Annotated in this window: 13 protein-coding genes; 9 read left to right on the top strand and 4 right to left on the bottom strand. The window is 43.6% G+C overall.

Translation table 11 applies throughout. From position 1 onward, the window contains the following. Window positions 1-15 precede the first annotated feature (15 nt). Window positions 16-1,332 (bottom strand): M16 family metallopeptidase, encoded by a 1,317-nt coding sequence (locus X939_RS0112525; protein ID WP_025763619.1) that lies wholly within the window; start codon window positions 1,330-1,332, stop codon window positions 16-18. Between the two features lie 167 nt (window positions 1,333-1,499). Between X939_RS0112525 and X939_RS0112520 the strand changes: the two genes are divergently transcribed. Further along, entirely contained in the window at window positions 1,500-2,315 is an 816-nt protein-coding gene (locus X939_RS0112520) for an endonuclease/exonuclease/phosphatase family protein (RefSeq protein WP_025763618.1), read from the top strand. Window positions 2,316-2,507: 192 nt separating this feature from the next. Continuing rightward, window positions 2,508-4,124, top strand: coding sequence for a hypothetical protein (locus tag X939_RS0112515; protein WP_025763617.1), 1,617 nt, complete (start codon window positions 2,508-2,510; stop codon window positions 4,122-4,124). Window positions 4,125-4,178: 54 nt separating this feature from the next. Here X939_RS0112515 and X939_RS0112510 read toward each other — a convergent pair whose 3' ends face one another. Then, the gene (locus tag X939_RS0112510) at window positions 4,179-4,640 is read right to left on the bottom strand and encodes a DUF1801 domain-containing protein (RefSeq protein WP_025763616.1); all 462 of its coding nucleotides are present in this window, start codon (window positions 4,638-4,640) and stop codon (window positions 4,179-4,181) included. A gap of 12 nt (window positions 4,641-4,652) precedes the next feature. Beyond that, window positions 4,653-6,371: a VRR-NUC domain-containing protein gene (locus X939_RS0112505; RefSeq protein ID WP_025763615.1), complete on the bottom strand. Its 1,719-nt coding sequence runs from the start codon at window positions 6,369-6,371 to the stop codon at window positions 4,653-4,655. 310 nt (window positions 6,372-6,681) lie between these two features. Here X939_RS0112505 and X939_RS0112495 point away from each other — a divergent pair, with 310 nt between their 5' ends. Continuing rightward, window positions 6,682-7,872: a phosphoglycerate kinase gene (locus tag X939_RS0112495; RefSeq protein WP_025763614.1), complete on the top strand. Its 1,191-nt coding sequence runs from the start codon at window positions 6,682-6,684 to the stop codon at window positions 7,870-7,872. 95 nt (window positions 7,873-7,967) lie between these two features. Here the strand turns inward: X939_RS0112495 and X939_RS0112490 are convergent, their stop codons facing one another. Next, window positions 7,968-10,406, bottom strand: a complete 2,439-nt coding sequence (locus X939_RS0112490) for a TonB-dependent receptor (RefSeq protein ID WP_025763613.1) — start codon at window positions 10,404-10,406, stop codon at window positions 7,968-7,970. Window positions 10,407-10,829: 423 nt separating this feature from the next. On the opposite strand from X939_RS0112490, the gene X939_RS0112480 reads away from it, so the two are divergent. The 6 genes from X939_RS0112480 to X939_RS0112455 all read left to right on the top strand — a co-directional run bounded on the left by X939_RS0112480 (window position 10,830) and on the right by X939_RS0112455 (window position 20,304). Beyond that, the gene (locus tag X939_RS0112480) at window positions 10,830-12,323 is read left to right on the top strand and encodes a nicotinate phosphoribosyltransferase (RefSeq protein ID WP_025763611.1); all 1,494 of its coding nucleotides are present in this window, start codon (window positions 10,830-10,832) and stop codon (window positions 12,321-12,323) included. After that, window positions 12,320-12,553 (top strand): DUF3820 family protein, encoded by a 234-nt coding sequence (locus tag X939_RS0112475; RefSeq protein ID WP_025763610.1) that lies wholly within the window; start codon window positions 12,320-12,322, stop codon window positions 12,551-12,553. Before X939_RS0112480 ends, X939_RS0112475 begins: the two co-directional genes overlap by 4 nt. Window positions 12,554-12,790: 237 nt before the next feature. Then, window positions 12,791-13,375 (top strand): RNA polymerase sigma factor, encoded by a 585-nt coding sequence (locus X939_RS0112470; RefSeq protein WP_025763609.1) that lies wholly within the window; start codon window positions 12,791-12,793, stop codon window positions 13,373-13,375. Window positions 13,376-13,488: 113 nt separating this feature from the next. Continuing rightward, window positions 13,489-14,715 carry a FecR family protein gene (locus X939_RS0112465; RefSeq protein ID WP_044199346.1) on the top strand — a complete coding sequence of 409 codons (1,227 nt, stop codon included), beginning with the start codon at window positions 13,489-13,491 and terminating at the stop codon, window positions 14,713-14,715. Window positions 14,716-14,926: 211 nt separating this feature from the next. Further along, entirely contained in the window at window positions 14,927-18,529 is a 3,603-nt protein-coding gene (locus X939_RS0112460; protein WP_229236054.1) for a TonB-dependent receptor, read from the top strand. A gap of 11 nt (window positions 18,530-18,540) precedes the next feature. Further along, the gene (locus X939_RS0112455; RefSeq protein ID WP_025763606.1) at window positions 18,541-20,304 is read left to right on the top strand and encodes a RagB/SusD family nutrient uptake outer membrane protein; all 1,764 of its coding nucleotides are present in this window, start codon (window positions 18,541-18,543) and stop codon (window positions 20,302-20,304) included. The last annotated feature ends 51 nt before the right edge of the window (window positions 20,305-20,355 follow it).

Here is a 20,355-nt window from a genome sequence, read left to right as displayed (position 1 = left end):
GGTGTTAGAGAATGGCTACGGTTGATGAGGTAGTAAATAGCCGGTGGTTTTATTTCTAATGGTCAGATATTGCCGAGCAACACGCTGAATATCTCCTGTGGTAACCTTTTCAAAATGGTCGGGGGCTTCAAACATTTTCCTGTAATCACCGAAAAATACAGCATAAGTCCCCAGGCTATTGGCTTTTCCATTGATGGTTTCCAGAGACTTGTAAAGCTCCATCAGTTTTTGGTTTTTAACCTTTTGAAGTTCGTTTTCATTGACCTTCTCAATGATCATCTCAATTTGTTTTTCAATAGCTTTCTCTAGGTCAGGAGCCGAAGTAGATTTACCAGCGATGGCATAAATACTGAAGAGACTGGGGTCAAAGCTGTTTTCTGTGAAACTATACACCTGAGAGGCAAGGGTTGTGTCGAGCACGAGATTTTTGATGAGCCGTGATGAATTGCCAGAGGTAAGTATGCTGCTCAACAGTTCCAGAGCGTAATAGTCTTCGTGATTAGAAGCCGGTACATGGTAGGCCATTAGTACGTTTGCTGTGGCAATGTCCTTGAAGGTTTCGACACGTCGGGTCCCGTTCTGCGCCGGTTCAATAGTACGGATAACCGGGGGTAAGGCTCGCTTAGGAATGGGAGCCATATACTGCTGAGCCAATTTCTTTACCTGATCGATGGATACGTCGCCTACAATGACCACCGTAGCATTATTAGGTGAATAATAGGTTTTAAAATACTGCTCTAGGTCGGCCTGAGTCCAGCTTTTAATGTCTGACTCAAAGCCTATAACCGGAAACATATAGGGGTGCTCCTTAAAGGCCACAGATTGTACAAGTTCTCCCAAAGTCCGGTAATTGCTGTTTTCTAAACCGGTGCTTCGTTCCGAGAGAACGACTCCCCGTTCGCTTTCTACCATGGCGGAATCTATGCTTAAATACTGTATGCGATCGGACTCTAATTTAAAAATTGTCTCCAAGGCATCCTTCTGAAACCAATCAGTATATACCGTTACGTTCTCGCTGGTATAAGCATTATTAGACCCACCGTTGGCCTCCATCACCCGGTCAAATTGCTTTGGACCGTAATTTTTGGAACCATTGAACATCATATGTTCAAAGAAATGAGAAAGTCCGGTAATTCCATGTACTTCGTTGCGCGAACCTACCTTCCAAAAGAGGTACATATTAGCATTGGGTATGGACCGGTCCTCCTGAACTATAAAATGCATTCCATTTTCCAAATGAAAACTATGAATTCCTGCTGGCCCTGACTGAGACAGGGATATTAGCGGAATCAGGCAGGCTAGTAAGGTTGTGTAGAGAGATTTTCGGTTCATATGCGGGGAATTACAGTTTCAGCGGATTATGGTAAAGCGATCGTAAGCGGTTAAAAGACAATTCATCATCAAAAGCATATATCGGAGCGACAACAGACGCCCGCCTGCCCATATTTCCGCATGAATGCATTACCTTTATTTCCTATAAACACCTAAATCCTAAATTTATGAAAAAAATCCGCTTTTGGTACGTATGCTTGCCAATCTTTCTCTGTCTGGTAACTGCCGTAAAGGGACAGCCCTTGTCCACAGAAAGAATTCAACTCAAAGTGCTTAGTTATAACATTCATCATTGCAACCCACCCTCCAAGGGGGCTCTTATCGATATTGAAGCCATTGCGGAGGTAATACGTAAAAGTGGGGCCGACCTAGTGGCCTTACAGGAGGTCGATGTCAATACCATTCGCTCGGGAAAGGGGAATAATCAGGCCAGACTTTTGGCCGAGAAAACAGGAATGAATTATTACTTTTCTAAGGCTATCGATTATGAAGGGGGAGATTATGGCGTAGCCATACTTTCCCGGTATTCGATACAAGATTCGATGCGGCTCGATCTTCCGATCCATGCCAACCTGCCCGAGGAAACGCGTACTCTGGCAGCGGTAACGGTTTCGGTGGCCCCTGGGCGACAGGTCATCTTCGCTAGCACCCATCTTGGTCTCAAAGCGGCTAATCGTCGTTTACAGGTAGAAAACATTCTTAGCCATTTCAAACCCTTCGATAAAGAAGTGATTTTGGCTGCTGATTTTAATGCGACACCCGACAGTGAAGAGATGAAAATGCTTTACCCATTTTTCAGTCCTTCATGCCGGGAGAATTGTGATTTTACCATTCCTGTGCAAAGGCCTAATCGCAAAATCGATTATATATTACATAGTCCCGTAAATGCCTTTAATATTCTGGAAACTTATACTATTGATGAGCAATATGCATCCGACCATTTGCCAGTATTCACTCTATTTGAAATGATAGGTAACTTGTAGTAACCTCTCTGTAGTACTGGTTTGAAAACGTAGTTGGATATAGAATTAATATGAATTAACCCGGAAATTAGGGTATTTTGGATTTTTTCTTGAAAAGTATGTTACTTATATCGTCTAAAAACGTCCGAGTTTGCATATAAAAAATTAATATTGCAGAATACTATCCATTCACTAAACATTAATTTCCGATTTATGAAAAATCGATCTCTACCTAAACTGGTATTACTGATGTTGTTTGGATGTTTATCCTTTGTGTCTTTCGCCCAGGAAACATCCGGTTGTTCTTCCCCTAATGGAGGCTGCGATACTATTGCCGTAGAAAAGAAAATCAGCCCTTGGCGAGTGGGTGGTTTTCTCGGGCCGGCTGTAGCCTTTTGTGGTAGTTGGGAGAATACCTTCAACTCCGATAAATACCGTGACAAATCCTTATTCAATGGAACGGGATATAATGCAGCTTTGAATGCTGACTATTTTTTTACCAACAAAAGAAATCCAACAAGTCGACTGCAATTTGGTCTGGGAGCCATGGCGGGAATTCAGCAGTTCTTCCTGCGTAGCGATTTGGATACTTTCTTAGATCAGATTATTACCGCCTCAGGTGTAAGCCAGGCAGAAATTCAAAAGGGCGCTTCTGAAGATCATTATCTTGCTGTAGGCCCGGTACTGAATTTTAATTTTACCAAGAAACCACGATCGCCCTTCCTGGAAGCTTCTGTGCGGGGAGGGATTTTCCGTACAACGCCAGCGGCGATTTTCGTATTCGAAAAAAATACTGGCCAGAATATTTACTCGGTAACAGCTTCAGATAAGCGTTATCATGCAGGACTGTTGGCGACTCTAGGTGCTTTTTACCCCAGCAAAAATGGTCTTTGGGCCTGGGGAGTAGAGGCTATGGGCTTCCGTACCAAAGTAAATTATGTTTTTCCAGGTGAAACCATTTATCCTTTCGAACGTAAGCATGGCGGTTTTTCGGTAGGCCTGGCCATGCGCCGAAAGTTTATCAGAGATGTTCCGGTTGCCAAAGATCCTACCCCGGCACTCATCTGTTCCGCACCCGAGCTTCAGCTGAATATGGGAGAAGAGTCTATGAAGGGTATGTTGTATAACACCCAACTGGACACTACGATGGCCGGACCTATTAAGCTTACCTGGACCAGCTCGTCCCCGGCCGATACGTCAGTGACAGAGACTTTTACCGCAAAAATTCATAGAATTAATAATGGATCCGATGAGGTAATTGCAAAAATAATCTGTCAGGAAGGTAATGAACTGACTTTTCCTGAAGCATATCTGAACCGATTTGGCCGGCCATTGGAGGGTCAATATTATGCGACCGTACAAAGCAGCCGTATATCTTCCTGTGCCTCCTGCGTGAGCGAGGCAAGCACAACAGGTTTCTCTTCTGTGGTTCCACAAGAAAAAATTGTTGAGAAAGAAGCTTGCTTCAAGGAGTGCAATCTTCAGTTCTATGGGTACCGACTACGTAAGAAGACCGGCAAGAAGTATGTACCATCTGATACCTGCGAGGGATGTCTATGTCCTGTCGACGGTGTAAAAACTTATTCGGAATACAATGCATTAGGCAAGATAACTCAGAAGGATTGCGATGTAGACAATCTTGATCTTGAAGCCATTTTCTCAGACCCTAATAATGGTATTAAGCATCCATCATGGTTAAGAACGATCTATGTATCGGTAGAATCGATTGTGGCGGGAGAGGATTGTGATGGTAAACAAGGAATTACCAAAACCAATTATAAAGCTACCATCCGGAATGGTAAAGTAGGTAAATTTGTTAAGGCGAAATAAGCCGAAGCAATAGCGTAAAAATCCCCTGGTCAGAAAAACCAGGGGATTTTTTTATTAGGTTAATTTCTTTTGGATCGATTCATATCGTAGTATCCACTCTGCCGGAGAAATCTGCCGGCTTAGCTCGGCGATAAGTTTTAAGGGAATTGGCTGGTTTGGCTTTAGCCTGATACAACTTTTTCCCATGTTTAGCTTCTGTTTGGTATGATTTGGGAATTCCTGCCTAAACCACTCCAGCATATCAGGGTCTGCGTATAGGCCCATGTGGTAGAGGGCTATATAGTTTTTCTGCGAGGCCAAGTTGATGAATGGAAGGGGTAGTGAAGGATCTACATGGTAGCCAGTGGGGTATAATTCATGCGGAACTACATAACCTATCATCCCATAGCTCATCGTTTCAACGAAGCCTGTTGGCAGATTTTCCAATAGAATCTTTCGTATCGCTCGCATTACTGCTTGCCTGTCCTCAGGAAGTGCTTCCAGATAAGCCTCTACCGTTTTTTCCTTAGATTGCATGGTGTAAAAAATTCAGGATTGAATGGATACGTCGCTGGGCTCCCATTTGATGCGTATAATGCGGCAGGGGATACCCTGTTTTTCGAAAAAATGTTGCCAGTGCAATTGCTGAGCGGACAGGTGGTCTGTCGGGGATTTGACTTCCAGAAATGCACATTCATCATTTTTCCAGATAAATAAATCCGGGAACCCCCGTGTATTTTCTCGCAAGTTAATGGCCATCTCAAACAGCACAGCAAATATCTGGTCAATATTAAGGAATTCAATAATTTTCAGGACCCGGTTAAGTGCCTCCGGATACCACGATACCAGTACATTGGTCGTGCCATATAATACTTCGAATTGATCTTTCAAATAGGCGGAAAGAGTCGATTTGTCTTGCATCTGCTGCTTCCTTTTATTTAGGTTTTCCGAACGTTTGAAGTAAAAGTCTGGTAAAAAGAAATCAGAGGGTACACGTTGCAGCGGATTGTGAATGGCCTTTACGTTGGTATCGTGGATGATGTCCCAGAACAGGAGCCCAAACAGATTGCGCCAAGGTTGATTTTCACTAAAAAAAGTTTCATATCCACAGGCTTGGTAATGGTCCATTATCCCCTGTTCTACCCTAAACCGCCTACTAATGGGTAAAAGGATGGGTTCAGCCATTTTTAAGGCCTGGGTAGTGCTTTTGACTATTCGTTTCTTTTTCTTGATCATGCGAGCGGTAAAATCTGCAGCAAAGAATCGTTCGTCAGCATTCTGCGGAGATAAAGCAATTTCTTCACAAAGAGCCAGGGCCTCTTCGTGCTCTTCCATTTTAGCAAGGAGCCTCACCCTCCGCTCCCTGGAGGGGGCAGCTTCGGTGAGCTGAAATACTATTAAGGCTTGTTGAGGCATCTTCTTTTTTTCAAGCCAGGTTCCGATTTTTACTACCAGCTGATCCATGGCCGGTATAGATGGCGTACTTATATTTTCACGCACACCGGTCTGCCAGTTCATAAACCAGTCGTAAATTTCTTCCGGTGGTAACTGGTTTTGAATAGCATAAAAGGTTTCCTTGGTAAGGGCTATCATCAGGCTGTCCTCCATTTCTTTTCGATTTGCAAAACGGACCGACAACTGCTCTTCTTCGAAATGTTGATATTTCACATGCCCTAAGTCCCGAATAACGAATTCTGTCATACCGGAGTAACGATTTCCGAAAAAAAGGAATTTCATAATCATTACTTCCATCTCGTATTGTACCGCTACGATAGGATCCGTCTGCGATAATGCCTCGTACAGCGATTTATCACCATATTCATGTCTTAACCATCGTACTAAATCCTGTTTTTTAATACTTTTCAAGGGCATAACCTCCGGTTCTAGGGCCCGGGTGGTATGCAGCAGTTCGTCTTTGGTATAAAGGCCTAGGATTTCGGAAACATTATCCTCGGAAACATTATCCTGGGTACATTCCTCGACCTCCTTAATAAGACCGGCAGACAATAGTTCCTGCAAACAAGCGGGAAGATCCGAAATCTCACTATATTGAAGTTTTCCCACCCGGAAGCAGGATTTGCTTCGATTGCTAAACCGAATGAATAAACACTGAGCATCTTCTGACAGGGCTGCAAATCGGTTAAGAAAGTCAACCTCTTCCTGAATTAAGAGCGAGGAATAATGCTTCTCTACGAAACTTAGTAGTTCCTTGAAGTAGTGGAGATAGTATTTAGGTGGGAGGTCTTTGGGATATTCGTCTTGCTGCACGGCTCGGAAACACTTAATTTGTCTTTATAAATTTAGATAAAAATAATGGAAGCTCCCAGCATTAGCAAGTCCTATTCATCGGGGAGCTTCTCCAAAGGTCAATGGGGTGGCTGGCTTCAATTATCATATCCTAGGCCAGCTATGGGATGCCTAAACTTCTTAAAAATTTGTAAAAACTGCAGGTTTCTGGAATAATATTTTGTAATAATTGTATTTTTATAAGTCTTGATGGCTCCTTTTCAACATAACGTAGCATATTATTCAGAATTAAATTACATTTGTTTTGAATGGAAAACAACTTTACAATCATATGATTACATTAGATTCCTACAATTTTTCCGGAAAAAAGGCTTTGGTTCGGGTAGACTTCAACGTTCCCTTGAATGACAAATTTGAGATCACCGACGACACCAGAATCCGGGCAACTATCCCTACTATCACAAAAATATTAAACGACGGTGGATCTGTTATTCTCATGTCCCATTTGGGGCGACCGAAGGATGGGCCTACTGAGAAATTTTCATTAAAGCATTTGGTTAACCCTCTTTCATTGATTTTGGGTAAGACTGTTAAGTTTGCTGAGGATTGCATAGGTGACCAAGCCTCTGAACTAGCTGCTAATCTGGCCGCTGGAGAAGTTTTGCTTTTGGAAAACCTGAGGTTCTATAAAGAAGAGGAAAAAGGAGACGAATCTTTTGCTGAAAAGCTATCAAAACTTGGAGATGTATGGGTAATGGATGCATTTGGTACTGCCCATCGTGCTCATGCCTCAACAGCGGTTATTGGTAAGTTCTTCACAGATAAAGTATGCGGCTATGTCATGCAGGCCGAGCTAGACAATGCCGAAAGGTTGCTCGAACACTCTGAGCGCCCCTTTACCGCTATTATGGGCGGAGCAAAAATATCGGATAAAATATTGATTATCGAGCGCCTGTTAGATAAAGTTGACAACCTGATTATTGGAGGAGGAATGTCTTATACTTTTTCCAAGGCTCGGGGAGGCAATATCGGAAATTCCTTATTGGAAGCCGATAAGATGGATTTGACGCTGGAATTGATTAAGAAGGCGGCTGAAAAAGGCGTGAACCTGGTGCTTCCTGTAGACAATCTGGTAGCCGATGATTTTAGCAACGATGCCAACAAACAAGTGGTGGGTGTAGGCAAAATACCTGATGGCTGGGAAGGCCTGGATATTGGTCCTGAGACGATTAAGTTGTTCTCAGAAATTATCGCCAAATCTAAGACTGTCTTGTGGAATGGGCCTATGGGAGTTTTTGAATTCCCTAGCTTTGCTGAAGGTACCAATGCTATTGCCGAGACTGTAGTGAAAGCTACCGAAGAGAATGATGCCTTTTCTCTTATCGGTGGAGGGGACTCCGCATCAGCAATCAATAATGCTGGTTACGGTGATCGCGTGAGCTATGTATCTACTGGTGGAGGCGCTCTCCTTGAATATATGGAAGGAAAAGAGCTTCCTGGTGTGGCCGCATTACGGGGGTAATCGCAACTGATTTTTTGGAAATACGAGAAAGCCATCCCGCACCGCGAGATGGCTTTACTTCATAACAAACCTAACTAATTTTTACTTCCAAAACCTTAATTACCTCCTCCTGCACGCTTTTGCATATCGTCTGAGCCGGTTTGACGCTGCCGGGCACCCTTTACATTTTGATTTCCAAAATTATAGGTAAATGTTACCCGAAATTGCCTACTCGGCCATTGCGATTTTACAGTGAAGTCTATGTCTTTATATTGTGCATGTCCCCTAAACTGGTTCGTCCAAAAAATATCATTGACATTGAACCGAACACTGCCTTTCTTATTGAAGACTTTTTTCTGTACCCCCGCATTGATCATCCCCATGGGCATTGCTCTATACAACCCGTAAAAACTTTTACTATTATACCATCCCGAGAGCTCGAAGGACCAGTCGTTGGGTAAGGTAAATTGATTATTGGCGTAAATATTCCAGGAATATTGCTTGATTTCGAGCTTCTCCTGCAGATAATAAGAATCATAATGGTCATATGTACCCGTAAGATTCGTTTGTATGTTCCACCATTTTTTAACCGGTATGGGCATGGAAACGGTGACGCTAAAATTGTCCTGTGTATCCAGATTTTGTGAAGTTACAAATGTCTTATTCTCCGAGGCGATCTGCTGAGGAAGCTCATTTGAAATTACATCCTTGATACGGCTGTACGCCAGGGTGGTATTTACGGCATTCTTGAATACATGAATCAATTGAAACGAATTGGTATACTGAGGTCTAAGATTTGGGTTTCCTTTAGAAAAAGTATATGGGTCCAAATAGAATTCAAAGGGGTTAAGCGATTGATAGTTTGGCCGGTCGATGCGGCGACTATACGATAGATTTATTACATTATTGGTGTCCAGTTGGTTCGAGATAAACACGCTCGGGAATATATTTAGGTAGTTCCGATCCGTTTTACTGTTTAAGGTCACCGAATTTCCAAGGGAATGCGTATGCTCTCCCCGCAGACCCAGTTGATACTTTATCCGTTTGGTTAAGGAACCGCTGTAATTCAAATAGGCTGCGTTAATATTTTCAGTATAGATAAATTGATTGGAACGGGATGGGTCTATTTCCCATGTGTCATTCTTGATCTCAAAAATCATATCATTGTCTGAAGTAACATAGCTGGTTTTTAAGCCGGTTTCAAATTTTCCTTTACCCAGAGGTTGTGTATAATCTAATTTAAAAGTCCCAATCTGTATGTCTGAAGGCATGTTGTTTCTAACCTCTTCGGATGCCCCGATTTGCTCGCCCCCCACACTAAAGTACCTGGTGTTAAGGTTGCTATACTTTTTACCTCCGTATTTTACATAATCCGCATCCATTGTAAGTTCCTTACCGTTGCTGTCGAACTGATGCTTTAGATTGAGATTTGCCGTTACATTATTGAGCTTACCTGCATTGTCGATTTGCGTGTTAAAGGTCCGGTCCAGTTGAAGATCCTGGTTTAATATTTTCGTGTTCGTTTGGCCGCTTACCGTTCCCCAGTCGTTAAGAAACCCGGAGACGAGCACGCCAATGGTAGTTTTTTCTGTAGCATAATAATCGAAACCGGCCCTGATATTATGGTATTTAGATTCCATTACACGCTCAGTACGCTGATCGAAAATGGTAACCTTGTCTTCATAAGGGATTTTCCTGTAAATGTCGTTATTATTAAATCCCTTATTGTAGAAAGTACCCAGGCTTATAAAGCTGCTTATTTTGCCGACCCGATGATTCAATGCCGCGGTAACATTCGTTCTTGGAAACCTGGAATGAGTGAGCCCTAAACTGATATTTCCATTGGTACCAAAATTTTTGTTCCTTTTCATCTTAATATTGATGATGCCAGAATTGCCGGCAGCGTCGTATTTGGAACTTGGATTGGTAATAAGTTCGATTTTTTCAATATTGTCACTCGGCGTGTTTCGAAGTAAAGCAATTAGCTCCTGTTGAGATAAAAATGTCTGTTTGCCATCGATCTGTACAATAACACCTCCCTTTCCACGGAGTTTAAGTTGCTCGTTTTGTTGATCGACCGTTACGCCAGGAGCCCTTTCGAGCACCTCTAAAGCAGTGGCTCCCGCCGATACAATACTATTCTCCACGTTGAGAACGGTCCGGTCTATCTGTTGTTCAATAAATGGCTTTTTGGCCACCACCGTAACTTCTCCAAGGGCTTGTGACTCCGGATGCATATTAATGTCGGGCAGTTTAACAGAGGCTGATTCGACCTTGAATTTATTTGTAAATTCTTTTTGGTAACCAACCATAGAAGCCTGAGCAATGTATTCTCCATTTTTAATGCTTTCAAAGCGGTATTGACCTTTCTCATCGGTAATTACCCCCTTTATAAGTGTGGAATCGCTGCCGTGGAGCAGGAGCATGTTGACAAATGGGAAGGGTGCTCCCTTCTCATCAAATAGTTGGCCAGTTATCTCCCCTTGGGAGGTTTGGGCAAAAGTAGTTAGGGTACCGAATAGCAGGGCTATCAGTATTAATGGATAATTTTTCATGGCTAATAGATGGTATATCTTTGTTTTTGCTTTCCTCTTACTTTGCGCTGGCCGGCGTTCTTTTTGTTTACATTGTAAAAGTAGGTACTTTGTATAACATAGAACCTTTTAATACACAAATGGTTCTGATTTTGGATGAATGGTTAATCATTATGATGTTGTGAAATATACTCCGGGGTAAGGATGGCCGCTGTGTTACAAAGGTTGCACGATGGGTTAAAAAAATCAATTTTTGATGTGTAAGCGGTATTTCTGGGTCGATAACTGGTTCAGAAATGCATATAAACTCCGAAATATTAACCCTCAGGGCCGAGGTAAGCGAGAAAAATGAGTCTGAGCAGGAGGTAAAATAAGCTTTCGCTGGCTATAGCGATAATATTTTAGTAAATAGGGGATAAATTGGTTTGCAATGAATACGATAAGATGATTAATAAATTATACGACACCTCTTTGGGCCTGCTCACTGATCTATATCAGCTGACAATGGCTTATGGTTATTGGAAATCTGGTATGGCGGGAAAAGAGGCCGTCTTTAACCTGTATTTCAGAAAGCATCCTTTTCAGGGGGGATTCACCATAGCCTGCGGCTTAGGTAGTGTGATAGAGTATATATCCGCCTTTGGTTTCGATCAATCGGACTTAGAATATTTGGGGTCACTTACAGGTAGCGATGGTGAGGCCTTGTTTGAGCCTGCATTTCTGAAATATCTTGGAGAGCTAAAGCTAGACTGCCATATTGATGCCGTACCAGAAGGTACGGTTGTGTTCCCCAATGAGCCTTTACTACGCATCCAGGGACCTATCATGTTATGTCAGCTCCTGGAAACACCCTTGTTGAATTTAATCAATTTCCAGACCTTGATAGCCACCAAAGCAGCGCGGATGCGGCTGGTAGCCCAGAAGGATACCCTGATGGAATTTGGCCTCCGTCGGGCGCAGGGGCCCGACGGAGGGATGACTGCCAGTCGGGCAGCTTATATCGGTGGGGTAGATGCCACTTCCAATGTATTGGCGGGAAAATTATATGGTATTCCGGTAAAAGGTACTCATGCCCATAGCTGGGTCATGACCTTCGATTCGGAATTGGAGGCCTTTGAAACCTATGCCCGTTATCTGCCCAATAATACCAACTTGCTCGTTGATACCTATGATACCTTGCAAGGTGTGAAAAATGCCATTATGGTAGGAAGGCAACTAAAGGAAAGAGGGTATGACCTGGCGGGAATTCGTTTGGACTCCGGGGATCTTGCTTACCTGAGTATTGAAGCCCGCAAGTTATTGGACGAAGCAGGATTTGGGTCTACATCCATCGTTGCCAGCAACGATCTGGACGAATACATTATGGACAGCCTGAAAATACAGGGAGCCAAGATTGATGTATGGGGGATTGGTACGAAGCTGGTCACGGCTTTCGATCAACCCGCCTTGGGTGGTGTATATAAGTTAGCTGCCATACGAGATCCTCGTGGGCCGTGGGAATATAAAATAAAACTTTCGGAGCAAGCCATTAAAGTTTCCACCCCCGGAGTCCAGCAGGTTCGTCGATACAGAGATGCTAAGGGATTTTTGGCCGATATGATTTACGATATAGATCAATATAAAGGCGGGAATGCCCTTATGGTAGATCCCTACGACTTCACCAAAAACAGGAGTTTTGAGAATGAACTTGAATACGAGGACCTGCTACAACCCGTTTTTAGTAATGGTAATCTGATTTATGATCAACCTTCTATAGAAGATAGTAAGAGGAGAGTACAGGATCAGTTGAGGAATTTTCACCAGGGTATCAAGCGATTTGTAAATCCGCATACCTATCCTGTGGGCCTGGAAAAGAGGCTTTTTGACATCAAAACCGAACTCATTTTCGCTTCACGTGCAGGAGGCCAGCCTTCTGGTCAGGTCGCTAAACCTATATGACAGATCCTTCATTACCCGACCCCGAGATTTTAAGAGCATTACTCCATTATCGAATGCCATTTGGCAAATATAAGGACTGGTTGATAATGGATTTACCGGTCAGTTATCTGGAGTGGTTTGAAAGAAAGGGCTTTCCGGATGGTAAACTCGGGAACCTGCTGCAAACCATGTATATCATTCGACTTAATGACCTTATGTATCTGATCAAGGGGCTTCAGCAACGGCAGTAGCTAGTTTGGCCGGTCTTCTGTGACGGGTAAACGAACCATAGTTTAAATATGGCTTGAGTAGTGATGATTGGATAGTTTCTTACCCTAAGGTTACAAAATTCTTCGGAAATTTTATGAAGGCTATTCTATATTAATTTTAAAATGAATGTGGCATTTTGAAATTTTTTTATAAAATTTGGGTTGCCGCATATAGTAATTCTTATTCAGGTTTCTTGTCTCCTACTTATCCCTGTTATTATGTCCTATGAAGGTATACATCATGATAAGGAGCTAATTTTACTCTTGAGAGAGGGTGATGCGAGCGCCTTTAGCGAAATCTACCAACGCTACTGGAAGGCCCTTTTAAATGCTGCGTTTAAACGCTTACAGGACCTAGAGCAGGCACAGGATATTGTTCAGAATATTTTTACCGATTTGTGGGAACGTAAACGCAGCCTCGAAATTGAGAATCTTCAAGCCTATCTTCATACCGCCGTGCGTTTTCAGGTTATAAAAATGGTCAGCAGAAGTCAGGAACGTTCCTATTTTGTCGATCAGCTACCCGTTTCCCTTGCCTGCAGCTCTTATGCCGACGACTCCATCAGAGAAGCAGAAGCCAGAGCTTTATTCGAGTGCTGGGTGGCAACCTTACCTGAAAAGCGACGTGAAATTTTTTTACTGCATTATATGGAAGGGCATAATACTTCTGATATAGCCCTCATGCTTGATATATCCCAAAAGACCGTCCAGAATCAGCTAACAACTGCCTCCCATAGCCTGAAAGGGCAGTTGGGGAAAGTTCTGCTTTTTCTTCCATTTCTGGGTGATTGTCTCAGTAGATAGGTCTATTTGCCGAAGGATTCCTTAATCCTTTTAATGTTTGTGAAATTTTTTTCAAATTTATTTGGGAGTTTTACACATTCTCGGTACAACTAGATAGGACCTTTCTTTATGGAATGATGCGTCCTATTATTTTTCTTGACCGTATCCTGAGAATGGACCTTCAGAATAAGCAACATTTAAAAGAATTAATCAGACGTTATGTCGAAGGGACAGCTACAGAAGCTGAACGGCAGTTTGTGGACCGATATTATACCTATTTTGAAGATCATCCCGACATCCTTGACTCCCTGCACCCCGAACAGCAAAATGCATTAGGCTGGGCTATGGCCGATCATATTTCAGAAAATATCAGTGACAAGAGTAAGGTTTTGCCATTATGGAAAAAGGCCTGGTTTAGTGCAGCTGCATCTATTCTCATCATTCTAACTCTGGTCGGAAGTTTATACTGGATGAGCAGTAGTAAGGAGAAAACATCCCTTGCACAGGTCCCGATTCTTTCTGACTTCGAGCCTGGCTCCAATGTTGCAACACTAACCTTGTCGGATGGTAGTAAGCTGCAGCTGGACGGGCAGCACAACGGACCTATAGCCCAGCAAGGAGATGTAGCCATTCTCAAACGAGAAGATGGACTTTTGGAATATGATAGGAAAGGTCAGGCAGGGAAAGGCAGCCAGAAACCTATTTTGAATACTATAAGTACACCTGCTGGCGGGCAGTATCGTATAGTGCTTCCCGATGGTACGCAGGTCTGGCTCAATGCTAAGTCTTCTATCGAATTCCCCACATTTTTTGCGGGTAATTCTCGGAAGGTCCGCGTCACAGGAGAGTGCTTCTTCGATGTTGCCACGAATGCCGATTTGCCCTTTATCGTGAATATACAGGATCGGGAGGAAGTAGTCGTGACCGGTACTGCCTTCAATATCAGCGCCTATTTAGATGATTCGGAAATACAGACCACCTTGGTGGAAGGGTCTATTCAGCTGGGGCCTCTGGGGAGGCCCAGCCAGGTCAGCTTAAAGCCTGGAGACCAGGCTAGCTTGAATGAAAAGGGTCATTATGAGTTAAGGAAAGTCGACCTATCACAGACTACAGCCTGGAAAGAAGGGTTATTTCAATTTCATAACGATCGTATCGAGGTAGTGATGAATCAAATTGCCCGCTGGTATAATGTGGAGGTGGAATATGCTGGTAACATTCCTCAAAAAACATTTTCAGGGAAGATACATCGGAATGTCAACGCTTCGCAGATACTAGAGATTATAACATTTGCGGGAGTGAACTTTAAAATGCTGCCTTCTAACAGGGAGGGAGTAAAAGGGAAAATTCTCGTAACCCAATAAAAGAAAAAATGTATTAACTATTCCTAACCCTTAATTGTATCATATGAAAACCGAGATTAGGCCTCCCTGAATGAAAGGGTAGGGAAAAAGGCAGCCGAAGTAGTGTTCTCAGCACCGCTCCGGCCTAGATTTTTGCTTTCACTTTCCGCTACCGGTGTTCAACACCATCTACGATGTATCGAATAGTTATAACTTAACCCCTGTAAATATAATGAATTTTCATCTACTCGGAAAAGCCAGGGAGCACAGAAGCTGGCTTTTGAAAGCCTGGTTATACCCCTTTTTTATGGGATATGGCTCGTCGGCTCCACTCAAAAAGAGAATATTTATGCAACTCAAATTAGTCACTTTTTTTCTGACAGCCATTTTAGTCAGGGTTGAGGCTACCGGTTTTGCTCAGAAAATTACTGTAAAGGAACATAATGCCAGCATAGTAAAGATTCTGGAGCATGTGGAGCGTCAGAGTCAATATGTATTCTTCTATAGCCCCGACGATCTGAGGGGTTTTAAAGCCAGTGTCAGTTTGAGCAATGCCTCGGTGGAAGAGGTGCTTAAGGCTAGTTTTGAAGGATTGCCATTGCATTACAAAATTGTCGACAAAAACGTTGTCATTCGAAAGATAAATGGTCCAACTGCAAAGCCCAAACAAATGAATTTGCAAAAAGCTGAAACCATTCTTGTTGAGGCACAAAAATTGGTGGTAAGTGGTAGAGTGGTGGATGATTCTGGGGTGGGACTTCCCGGAGTGAGTGTTCTGCTAAAAGGATCGAGCCAGGGGACCTCAACAGATGTTGAAGGTAAATGGCAGTTAGAAGTCCCTAATAGCGAGGCTGTACTGGTGTTTAGCTTCGTCGGGTTCAATTCCCAGGAGGTGGTTATAGGCAACAGAACTACCTTGGAAATTCAAATGACTGCCGACGTCAAAGGATTGGAAGAGCTAGTGGTAGTAGGCTATGGAACACAGAAGAAAGTGAATTTAACGGGAGCCATTTCCACGGTAAATAGTTCAGATCTCAATACACAATCTGCATCTAATCTTTCCAATACGATAGCTGGTAGGGCCCCGGGGGTGAATGTTACCAATACATCGGGGCTTGCTGGCGCTTCCTCCTCTATCCGGATGCGTGGGAGTTTTGGCGATCCATTATTTGTAATTGATGGCATTGTCAGGGATAAAGAGGCCTTTGATATGTTGGAAGCTTCGGAGGTAGATCAGCTAAGTTTCTTAAAAGATGCCGCTACTGCTTCCATTTATGGCTCCCGCGCCGGAAATGGTGTGGTAATGGTAACAACTAAATCGGGGCAAAAGCAAAAGCCAACCTTTAACTTCCAGTCCAATTTCACTACTGGGCGTCCTACCCAGACCCTACTATCGGACCTTACTACTGCGGAAGATGAGCTCCTGTATCAGAACAGAGTAGCCGAATTTAAGGGGACAACCATTCCTAACGGACCGGAGGAGTTTGAATATTTTAGAGATAAAAAATACAATGTAAACGATTTTATATGGCAAAACCCTTACAGTCACCGGCAATCGCTCAGTGTGTCGGGCGGAGATAAAAAACTCACCTATTATTCCCTTCTGAGCTATCGCGGCGAGGAAGGGTCATACAAAAGCTTGGAGCATAATAAGTTTAATATGCGTACCAATGTAACGGCCGAAATTACCGACGCGATTAAAGTAAATCTGAATGTGTCCGCTACACAGCAAAACCACGACCGTTTCTATTGGCCTTTTACGGGAGAGGATGACTTCGACGTTTCCGATCTTTATAGAGTAACTTTTAACTGGCCAAAAACATATCCATTTTATACTGAAGCGGATGGGACACCGGTAAATCATATAACTGAATTTCCAGTGCAAACCCCGATGGGTAGCTGGCAAGCCTGGAGTGTGATTGATCAGGTGGTGGGTGAGCGTTATATCAAAACCCGTCGTCGTAATATGAATTCCATTCTATCGGTGGATATCAAATTGGATAAACTGATACCCGGACTTTCTACCAAAATTGTAGGGAATTATTTGGCAGGGGACTATATGCGCAAAAAATACCTGACCTTCCAAAAGAACTACGTATTTAACCAGGCTGATCCGAATGGCAACCGATTCATACCTGCTCCCCCCGACGAAAATAAAACTAATATATTTACTTTTAGTAATAACCAGCCCTTCCTCTCCCAGGACATTCGTACGAGTTGGAGTTACCAATTCAACTGGTTCGCCAACTACTCACGAACCTTTAATAAGCACGGTGTCGAGGCTCTGATGGTATACGAGCAGGCAGAAAATGGAGGCTATGGGACCTATGCCAAATTGGAGGCGCCTTTAACCTCTTACGATCAGTCCTTTGTCTATTCGAACGATACGGAGAGACGAAATGGATCGCTATGGCAGGAGATCGGTGCCCGGCAGTCGTGGATTGGACGCTTCAACTATAATTTTGATAGCCGCTACATTGCAGAATTCTCCTTTCGGTATGATGGCAACACGCTATTTCCTCAGCACAAGAGATGGGGCTTTTTCCCCTCGTTTTCGGGAGCCTGGAGAATTTCGGAAGAGGCATTTCTCAAAAATGCTACCTCTTTCTTTGACGATCTTAAGTTAAGAGCCTCCTACGGTACCACCGGAAATGACCTGGACGTATATAACGAGAAAATCAGGTCTTTTGCTTATAACGATGTATATAGTAACTCCGGCAGCTATATGTTTGGTGATAGACTTTACCAGAGCATTGCTCCAGGAGCTACGCCCAACCGCAATCTTACCTGGGCCACCTCAACATCTTATAATATTGGTCTGGATTTTGGTTTGCTCAAAAACAGGCTGTATGGAACCTTGGACATGTTTTTGAAAAAGGAAAGGAATATTCTGGGTTCCCGATTGGTGACCCTTCCAGATAATTATGGGCAGGGCCTTGCACCCGAAAACTATGCCGCTCGGTCATGGAGAGGGGGCGAATTTTTCGTGGAATGGCGAGATAAAGCCCTGGACAATAAGGTGAACTACTCGGTTTCTGCTAACCTGGGTTATGCAGTAGACCGCTGGGATATCATAGACGAGGGGCCTGCCTTTGCCGAAGGTGGAAACCGCCATTTTCAGAGTGCTGTCGGGAATCCTGCCGACCGTATTATTGGCTTGAAAGCCCTGGGAATGATTCGTACTCAGGAACAGCTCGATGCCATCTTGGAAAGCGGACTGAAACAATATGGTCGTACCCCGTATTTGGGAGGTCTGTATTTTGAAGATGTAAGAGGGGATGGGTATTCTCCCGGGCCCGATGGTAAGATAGATGGAAACGATATACAGGTACTCTCCAAGAAAGGTGCGCCACGCATTAATTATGGGATGGGCCTGAATGTGGCTTATAAAGGAATATCAATCATGGCGCATTTTCAAGGTGTAGGCGCATATGATCGCATTATAAGTAATCAGGAAGGCGCTGGAATGCGACAGCACGGAGGAGCAGTGAGGCCATATTATCCCATTTGGGCCGATGATGTATGGACTCCCGAAAATCCTAATGCCGCCTATCCTAGACCTGTGGGTCAAAACTGGTATGAATCCGGCACGGGAGCAACTTCTTTCTGGATCAGAAATGGGGCTTATATGCGCTTAAAGAACCTGAACCTCGCTTACAATCTGCCGAAGGACTGGTTGTCTGGCTTAAAATTGGCCAGTGCTCAATTATATGTAAATGGTACCAATCTGTTTTCTATTTCAGCAATGAAGGAGTTTCATGATCCCGAACAAAAGAATTATGACTCATTTCCGGTCATGAAGACCTTTACCGTTGGAGTCGATTTTAAATTTTAATCCTGACAAAAATGAAAAAAATTATTTTTACAATGGCACTGTTTTGCGGGAGCTTTTTCTCCTGTCAGGACATCCTTGAGATAGAAGATATAAATAATTATAATCCCGAGTTGGTATGGAACGATGAAAATCTGGCCAATGCCTATATGGCCAATTTGTATCCCATGTTTGGGAATTGGTCGCCGGCAGCAGATGCCTTTAGTCAACAGTTGGCCGGCATCCCATTTTATTCGGACCGGGTGACCATTACCAACTCGGAGTTTAAATCTTGGAATTACAGTCGCATTCGGCTGATCAACCAGGCCCTAGTAGAAGTGGAAAAGGGCAGGTTGTCTGAGTCTGCTAAAAAGGAAATTACGGGTCAGGCCTTGTTTATGCGGGCTTACAGCTACTTCGAAATGGTGCAATACCATGGCGGCGTGCCTTATATTACCGTTCCGCAGGATCGGTATGAGGACGATTTGTTTGTAAAACGCAATACGACCAAAGAATGTTTCGACCTGATTTTAAAGGACCTGGACGAGTCTATAAAACTGCTCCCGGAGCGTATTCTTGCCAGTTCAGCAAATTATGGAAAAATCGATGCCAGTTTTGCTTTGGCTTTCAAAGCTAAAGTGATGCTAAATATGGCCTCGCCACAGTTTAACCCGGGTAATCCCTGGAATAATACCTATTGGGCGGCGGCCTATGATGCCAACAAAATTGCCTACGAGACCCTGAAAGCCCGGGGATATCGCTTGGTAGACGACTACAGTCAGATCGCTCTGACAGAGAAGGGGCCTGAAACGATTTTTACCGTTATTAATTCCTATCCAAACAAAACGGCCTCCTGGGATAATGGCGTACGTCCCGGATCAGAAAGTCGGGGCCCCGCGTATGCGGTTCCTACCTGGGAGTTTGTTAAAGAGTTTCCCATGAAAGACGGTCGCCCCTATAATGATCCAGATGGATCCTATTATATGACCGAAGAAGAATTTCTACAGGGATATTGGTTAAACCGGGATCCACGCTTTGATAAGTCGATTGTGTGGAACGGAAAACATTACCCAGTATCAGGCAAGGTGAATAAACGACAATATACCGCCCTGGGCATTGCTCATGAGCTCGACGATTTTGGAATTAACCCTAATGCAGGGGTGAATTCAACAAATATTGATCGGTATACCGGTTTTTTTATTCTTAAAAACAGCCTGTTGAACCTTACACAGGCTGAGGTGCAGCAGTATGATGTAGATTATGTATTGATGCGGTTTGCTGAAGTAATGCTTAATTATGCGGAAACAGCAAATGAAGTGGGTAAGATTGACGAGGCCTTGATGATTTTGAAGCAGATTAGAGCTCGTGCCGGTATTGAGCCAGGCAGCGATGGTCGGTATGGTATATCGGCCCGGAGTAAGGAAGCCATGCGGGAGGCCATTTTGGCCGAACGTAATATCGAATTCTGTTTTGAAGGGCATCGGTTCTGGGATCTGCGTCGGCTCAGAATGTTGAACCGGCTTGATGGAACTACCAAGCACGGTCTGGAGGCGATCGCTACCTTGCCGGGTGGACAGGCGATGCCCATGAGTGAAGCGCGTTCCAAAGCAGACGCCTATACCTTGACAGAAAATAATTTTAAATACAGCATTCTGCAGGTACCCCGTTCTGGTGTTCAGATCAATGTTGTGCCCGAAACCTATTATTTTTTTCCTATCCAAAGGGATGTACTGGATCGGAATCCAAACTTAGAGCAGAATAGCAACTGGGGAGGGACTTTTAACCCATCCTTAGAATAATAATTTTATCAGTTACAATACCAAAAGCGGCCTCTAAATTAATAGGGGCCG

Origin of the sequence: Dyadobacter tibetensis Y620-1 (assembly GCF_000566685.1) — a bacterium.
Lineage (GTDB): Bacteria > Bacteroidota > Bacteroidia > Cytophagales > Spirosomataceae > Dyadobacter > Dyadobacter tibetensis.
Note: the sequence above shows the minus strand (reverse complement) of the source record. Positions and strands in the feature narration are given on the sequence as shown.